We start from the raw sequence: 8255 nt of genomic DNA on the forward strand, positions 1-8255 counted from the left end.
CCTCCTGCTTCCTTCAGATTCCGCCTCACGGCGGACACCTTTGCTCTTGGCTAACGGTAGGCGTTCGCCAGCCCCCGTTCGGGACTCACACCCTAGAGATGACGCCCATGCTGGGCGTACAAACAAAAAAGCGTTCCTCGAACGGAACGCTTTTGCTTTCTTGATTAGCTTATGGTGCTATTTCTTTTGCAGCATGTTATAGATGGCTTGCGCGCTCTCGGCGCGGCTGGTAGAGCGTTGAGGCTCGAATTGGCTGTGCTCGTTGCCTTGAATCAGACCCGAGCTCGCGGCTAAAGCCATAATAGGCTTAGCCCAATCGCTAATCGCCTGCTCGTCGGCAAACGTGCTGCTTGCAGCCTTGGAATCGATCTTCACGCCGCGGTAGAGCGCAGCCCTTACCAGCATGGTGGCCATCTGCTCCCTGCTCACCCCTTGCTCAGGAGCAAAGTGATCCGCATCCGTACCGCTTACGATGCCCGCTTCCGCTGCGGCGGAGACAGCATCCGCATACCAGGCGCTAGATGCTACGTCGGCAAATGGAGATGCACTTTTGGCCTTCAGACCTAATGCGCGAGCAAGAAGGGCTGTGAATTCCGCTCGGGTCACCGTGGCAGAAGGAGAGAACTGGGTATCGCCGGTGCCTTCCACGATATGCTTAGCGCTTAATTCACGGATCGCCTGCGCAGCCCAATGGTCTGCCGGTACATCAGTGTAAGATTTGGAATATTCCAAAACAGCGTACTGACTAAAATGATACAGATCCGCTTCGATCACGCCATTGTTCACACGGCCGCCTACGTACTCGAGACTTCCGTCATCACGAATGCTGTAAACACCGAGCAGCGCTGAATTCGCACCGTCATTTATTTTAAACGTAACCGTGATCGGCTGGTCGAACTTGGTAATATTCGTCTGGCTGCCATCCTTCGCCGTTGATGTGAGCGTAAAGTCAATGACATCACCAGCTAGCTTCAATGATGCATTCGAGCGTTGGGATGCTTGATTGACCAGCTTGTTCTTTTGCTCTGTCGCGACAGGCTTAAAGCTAAGCGAGAGGGTCGAATCTTTAAGCGCGTCGGCTTTCAGCTGCTTCAACACGGATTGGAGCACGGCCTTGCTGAGTGTAAGTTTTGTATTTTGAGCTGTAAGTTGCAAGCTGCCATCCTTGAGCGTGTCCTGCAAGTTGGCAGGCAGGGTGACGAACTGTTTATCGGCTGGCAGCGTAATGCTGGCTTTTCCTTGATCGACTTTCAAATCCGACAAGCTGACGACCAGTTCTCCTGCTTTTGCCGGAGTCTGCGGTGCAGAAGAGGAGCTTGAACCGCCGCTTGAGGAGCTGCTGGACGAAGCAACCGTCACCGTGAAGGTTGTTGTTCCCGTCCCATAAGTCGCAGTAATAACCGTACTGCCTGCCGCCTTGGCAAAGAGCACCCCTTTGCTTATAACTTCAGCAACCGCTGCATTACTGCTGATAAATTGAGTGGTTGCGGCAACATTTGCAGACTGCGCATACCCTTGTGCTTGAAGCACCGTTAATTGCTGCTGCGTCCCGGAGGTCATGACACTCAGCACACCTGGAACAGTAATGCTCCCATAGGCATCCCATAGCTTCAAATCCATGACCTGCACGCGATCGAGCGGCGTATTCGCCGTGGAACGGTACGTATTGGCACCGGATTCGAACAGCACATAAAACTTACCATCGCGATTCAACAGCCCTTCTGCCATCGGAGGAACTACGAGACTGCCGTTCGTCTTGATTTGGGTATTGCTGTCCAAAAACCAAACCGGCACGGACTGCTGTCCGATCGAAATGGAAGACTGCGGAGTCTCTTTAATCGGGTTCCGGTAGCGGAGCAGGTTGCTTGTGACCGCTCTTGTAAACGATTGGCTGAGGATAATTTGATCGCCTGCAAAATCAGCTCCTTGAATGTTGCCTGGAATCGATAAAATATAGTTCGGCGTAACAGCTCCGCTCAAATTCGGAGCACCCGTCGGAATCAGATCCGTACTGGCATCCAGTTGGTAACCAGCCAACCAGGCGCCATAGCTTTTACCATCGGTGCTCATCATTTTGTGATTCGCGTCGGTTGGATAATCCGGATCTTGGTAGTACTCCCCTACCCACAGAATGCCGTTGTTGTACGTTGCAATCGACGAACGCGTAGACGTCAGGAATCGATCGACGAATTGCAGCTGTCCTTGATCTGCAGCTTGCATCAGACTGCTGAGAGGAATGCGGTGCATATAGCCGCCGGAGGCGATCCAAATGTTGCTTTTGCTAACGGACACCCCACCGGCATGTCCGGTATACGGCGTGTTGTCTTCTTGGTACAGGTTCACCGATTTGATTTGAAGATTGGTTTTAGCATCTACAACCGACAGCGTGCTGGGTCTGCCGTCCTCTCTATAGTTGGAAACCAAAATCCAATCCTTGTCCTTGTAATAAGCTAAACCTTGAGGAACGATATCCTGCGCCAAGCCTGGCACTACCAATCCCGGTTGGGACAAATTCCAGAAATTCGTCATAGTGGAGTATACAGACTTATCGACGGTTATGCTGCGATCAACTTGAGTAATACTTTGATGAGAAGGCACAGCAGTGACAGGAGTCGATTTGGCTGAAACGTTTCCGTACACGTCCACCGCTGCAACCTCAAAGGTATAGGTAGTACTTCCGGTTAACAATGCGATTTGCGCTTGTGTGCTTCCTTTTGGCACCGTCAGAACGAGCTCACCGTTTTTGTATACCTGATACGATGCCAAGTCCGTTTCGGAGTTCTCCGTCCAGCTTAATGCAGCAAAGCCGCTGCCAGGTAAGGCGTTCACGCCTGTAGGAGCTGCCGGAGGCTGAAGGTCGGAGCCAGAGATGGCCGGGATTTGGTCGCCGGCAATTTGCCCTGGTGTAGCTGCTACGTTCGCACCTACTTTTCGCATCAATTTGCCCCCGTTAGTGGGATAGCTGTAATTTATCCCCTTGTCAACAGCGTTATCTGGAGAAGTATCTTTATCTGACGCACTATCATTGTAAGAAGCTCTCACGATTTCATTTCCCGCAGTATCTAGCATGATTATCGATTGCTGGAATGTATTGAGCAGTCCGGGTACTCCTTCAACCATAAAAATTCGATTTTCTGGAACATATCTGTCCGTAAAGGACGAATAATAATACTGATTGAACTGCGCCTTCGTCATTGCCGCCAGCTCGCCTTTTCGTGTCCACAAAATAAAGGTCTTTCTCGGCGGAATAACCGCTGTACCATCGATTGCCTGCTGCCATGTTTTGGTCGAGTCGGAGCTCTCTAGCTTCAGCGTGTACCCGTTAAGATCGATTGGAGCGCTACTGTTGTTATACAACTCGACAAACTCGAAGCCATCGTAGCCGGCAAAATGATTGTCGGTATCAGGCATAAGCTCAGTAATGAACAAGTCAGGCAATGTGGATGTCAGGTCGGGGACCGCTCTCACTGCCGCGGACTTAGGCGATTCGTTGTTAACCTTATCAAAAGCGGACACCTGGAACGTATACGCCTGACCTGATATGAGCGAAGGAATTACAGCCTGATACGTGGCAGCCGAGACCGTTTTGGTCAAATTACCCCCCATGTACACTTTGTAGCCGCCAATATCGGATTCGGTATTCGCCTGCCAGTTGACCGTCACTGAGCTTGTCCCTCCGGCCGCCGACACCCCTATCGGTGCTGCCGGGGGCGTCGTATCCACCACCGCTTGTGGCATAGCCGAAAGGACTGGTGAAGCCGGAGACTCGTCTCCATTCGCATCGATTGCAGTAACGCGGAAGTTGTAAGTAGTATTATTTGCCAGCCCTGTCACTACATAGGTTGCATTTGTAACAGTAGCCGGCTGTGCCACACCTTCTTGATAAATGTGGTAGCCCGTCAGGTTATTATCTGCATTTGCAGCCCAGGACAGTGTGACACTGGCATTACCAGGTGATGCATTCACACCAGTCGGGACATGTGGACCCGGTGCCTGTCCGAATAATACGACTCCCGGCGTCGCAATCTGTCCATTGGCTATTCTGGTCATTTCCACACTGCTAGATGTCGACTGGTACGTGACGCTTTTATTCGTTATTCCGTCAGCAGTTGATCCATTGTTTATGTAAGCACTTGAAATGATATCATTGTCATTGGAGGAGTAATTAAGTGTCACCCTTCTTGGGGCAGTATCGTGCAATCCTTGAGGAGTGACCAGCTTTACACCAAATACTTGATCTTGACTAAGGTTAACGCCGTAATTCGTATTAAAATCGCTCAAAGCCGTCGATCCAACAGGACTGGTATAAGCGGCATCAGTATATTTTTGCAGCCACAGGACAAGCGCCGATCTTGGTTGAATCTTTTTATTCGTTATTGTCCATGTGTTTGCAGATGTGGTGAACGAAGTGGAATAATACTTTAATGTATAACCGGTCAAGTCAATAATTCGACTTGTATTGTTATAAATTTCCACAAACTCATAGGGTTGCCCGGATACTTTCGAAGCAGGCACAATCTCCGTAATCAAAATACTCGGCGTTGCCGTCGACGCCATCACCTGTTGGGGGATAACCCCCGCCGTACAGCTTACAATCAAAACAAAAACTAAAATCTTACTGCACCACGCTTTCCACTTGCTCGTCCCCATTGCCAGCTTTCCTCCCATGTATGCCGGCAGACAAACAAAAAAAGCCTGAATTACAGGCTAAGTCATCGCACGAAAGGGAAAAAATGATTCCACCTCAGGGTGACTTGCCATGCAATTCAGGCTTCTCCAATTCTCTGCCCGATCGCTTATTCAATTGATAGCTTCAGTATAATGCATGCGTCTTATTTTTGAAAGGGCTTTCTACGAATCTTTTTTATTTTTTCGGATCCCAACCGCCTAAAACTTGCGCGATGGTATAATCCTTCGCATTCGCATCGGAAATCGCCTGTCTCTCCTCGTTCGACGCAGCTCCCGGTCCAGTATTGCCGGATTCGTAGAAACGGGAGTCCTTCGGATAAAACCAGATGACGTTGCCGTCCTTATCTTTCCCCGACATCGGGTCCCAGCCGCCCGTGCGAATATGGGAGTCCAGATAGCAGTTCACGTAAGCAACGCTGGCGACGGCATCCGGGTTAGCGGCACGCGTGCCGTCCGGCAAATTCGTCGTTGGGTGCCATGGTCTGCCTAATGCCACGGTATTGTCCGCCATACCCGGGCTTTCCTTCTTAATGCGGCTATCGATAAAAAGGAAGCCGTAGGTGTTCGACAGCAAGGTGCTAGCCGCCGTCACATAGCCGTTGTTGGACTTGCTGCCCCGGTCCAGGGAAACGATGTCGCAATCGTCAAATACCGCCTGCCCTGCGCCGAAAATAAAATCCACGTTCCCGGCGATGTAGCAGTTCTGGTAATACTGTGTGCCTGCCTGAGCGTAAAGCGTGTCTTGGAAGCCGAGCAGGTTGAGATTATTGAATACGGCATGATCGCTGTCCTTGTCCGTACGCAGAGCCACCGCTTGTGCATTGGCCATTTTCGTTGGATCCTTCGCATCCTTCGCCGCATTCGCGTTGTAGTCGAAGCCGTTCTCAATCGTCATGTTGTCCGCGGTAAAATTCCGCGCGAATACCGATAACGTTGCGCTGTCGAAGGTACCGTAGGTTTTGCCGTCCGGCTTCTTGCTGTCTGCAGCTAGGTCGAAGGTGATCTTCGTCTTCTCCCGGCTCTCACCGATCAGCGTAATGTTCGGCTTCTCCACGGTCACTTTCTCATAGTAGCGGCCGTTTTTGATAAAAATCACATAAGGCTTCGTGCTGTCAGCCGGTGCGCCGTCGAGCGCGCTTTGAACCGTCTTGTACTGCTTCGCGCCGCTGGCCGCAGCGCTTCCGTCCGTGCCGGTATAGGTGCCGTCCACAATGGCATTGGAGTATACGGCTGCTTGAACCGTGCTGCTTTCAGATGTGAGCTTGGATCCATCGAGCTGCAGGTATCGTTTCATAATGACGGCCGCTTGGGCCCGGGTCGCCTCCTTCGTCGGACCAAACGTCGTGTCGGTCAGTCCGTTCATGATGCCCGCCTTCACCACCAGCGCCACTGCTTCTTTCGCGGTGCTGCTGATCTGGGAGCTGTCCGTAAAGGCGCTAAGCGTCTTCACATCGACTGCCGACGGCTTGCTCTGCTGCTTGAGAGCACGGCCAATCGCTGTGGCCATCTGCTCGCGGGTAATCGGAGCGTTCGGCAGGAAGCTGCCGTTCGTGAAGCCTTCGATCAGGCCGGCTTTCACCGCTGCGCCTACAGCCCCCGCGTACCAGTCTCCCGACGTCACATCGGAATATTTCATCTCCGTATTCGGTGTAAGTCCCAGTACACGGACAAGCAGCGTGGCAAACTGCGCGCGGGTAATCTGGTTTTGCGGGGAAAACGTAGTGTCGGAGGTGCCGCTAACAACCTTTTGGCCCACCATCCATTCTACGTCTTCCTTCGCCCAATGCCCACTTAAATCCACCAAGCTTTGGTCACGCACAATACCTGCCTTGGCCAGCACCTCATCTTTTGCCTCTGCTGCCGTTTGAGCCGCATAGGCGTAGGAATTCGCCGGTGTCCAGTTCACCTTGCTGTTCCACACGTCCAAGGAGGTCCAGTCATTCTGCTGCGTGCTGTTGACCGCTTCGCTGCCCTTGTCATAGACATAGCCGGCGCCTTTGCCGTCGTACACATCAACAATCTTGGTCACGTTCTCAAAAGTGTTGGCCTCGGAATAAATCTGAGAGGAAATGCCGCGGCCGAACACATAGCTTTTAATATCCTTGTAGTAGTTGTTGTACGCATGCACCTGACCAAAACGCACACGTGGAAGCCGCTGAACAGCACGCTCAATGAGGTTGTGGTGCAGTGTCACCTTCAGCTTGCCTACGTCCCCCTCGGCGGTTTTGCCGCTGTCGCTGGAGCCGATCAGCATCGTTTTGTCGTGGTTATGGATATAATTGTACGACAGCGTCACCCAGTTCGCCGCATTCGTCACGTCCACCGTACCGTCATGATGCTGGTATTCGCGTCCGTAGTAGGTTTCGTTCATGCTGTCCGGGCGGTCGCCGTCGCTGAATTCACTGTGCTGAATCCAAACATGCGTCGCATATTTCACCGTGATCATGTCGTAGGCCGAGTTCCAGTTCCCTTCGCTGCCATCGGTTGGATCCCACTGCGGGAAGTAGTCGAAGGCATCCTGAAAATTGATATTGGCCACGATGACGTTATCTACGCCTGTACCGTCGCTTTTGCGGTCGATCAGCATATTACCGTGCAGAATCTTGGCGTCGCTGCCAATTCCGATGATCGAGGTGTTGGAGCCGACACGGTATTGGATGCGGGCCGCTTGATTTTTGGCTGACCGGGCACGCGCTTCCTCCAGAGCTCCGCTAGGCACCTTGGATTTGCCCCAAGATCCCTTCGGGTCGTAGGCTTGCAAATAGGCGTCAAGGCTGTATCCCGGATCCGCATAGTACGACGCGTCCACCGGCTGATTGTCGTCATCCACGTTCATGTCGATGGTGCCTTTGACATAAATGATTTTTGGAACCCCATTGTCACTGCCATTCGCACCGTTTACCGCACCCAGTGCCTCAAGCAATTCCTTCCGGTTCGTCACCGTATAAACTTGGCTCGCGCTTGCATTAGAGCCGCCTGTCGTGCCGCCCTCTGCCGAGGCCCAGCCCCCGTCTCCGAGCACCGCCGCCGGTCCCTTTACGGCATCTGCCGCCGCTGCTTGCACCGAAAGCGGATTCAAAGGCATACAGGATGCTAACACGAGCGAGCATAGAAGCATATGTAGCTTAGTTTTCTTGGAGCTCATCTGGAAGTCTGCCACCCTTCAACTCAAGTATGTAACGTGTCTGTCTGTACACCACCATACCGGGGAAACGGATGCCAGTCTATATGCAGAAATCAACTTCAGCGAATGTTCGATTGATTGTTGCAATACGCAACGGACTTCCTTCCACTCAAAATCACAGCATTAACCAGTACTTTTTTGCACAAACAAGCTTAGGCAATTTCATCATGTCAGCAAGGTTGCAGCTGTTTAATTCGGTTGGACCAGCGCCAACATCCCAGATATAGCCAAAATTCCCTTCCCAGGGGGATAAAAAAAACTACAGCGGAATAACCAACACACTATGTTTGTTTTCAAGTTTTTGAAGGTATGCTAAGGGATCTTTTCTAAATCTTCTTCGAAGTACACTTTCGTTCAGTCTGTTGTTCCATCTTTTCTTTTG

Annotated in this window: 2 protein-coding genes and 1 pseudogene; all 3 read right to left on the reverse strand. The window is 51.8% G+C overall.

The annotated features are described in order from the left end of the window. Nucleotides 1-177 precede the first annotated feature (177 nt). A complete protein-coding gene (locus FPZ49_RS34515; protein ID WP_186446283.1) occupies nucleotides 178-4650 on the reverse strand; it encodes an S-layer homology domain-containing protein in 4473 nt (1490 codons plus the stop codon). Between the two features lie 214 nt (nucleotides 4651-4864). Next, on the reverse strand, nucleotides 4865-6529 hold the full coding sequence (locus tag FPZ49_RS37825) for a pectinesterase family protein (protein ID WP_391563910.1): 1665 nt from the start codon (nucleotides 6527-6529) through the stop codon (nucleotides 4865-4867). Further along, nucleotides 6512-7807 (reverse strand): annotated as a pseudogene (locus FPZ49_RS37830) (pectate lyase family protein); the annotation flags it as partial. The pseudogene FPZ49_RS37830 and the gene FPZ49_RS37825, both read right to left, overlap by 18 nt. Between the last annotated feature and the right edge of the window lie 448 nt (nucleotides 7808-8255).

The organism is Paenibacillus cremeus, from assembly GCF_007786445.1.
GTDB lineage: Bacteria > Bacillota > Bacilli > Paenibacillales > NBRC-103111 > Paenibacillus_G > Paenibacillus_G cremeus.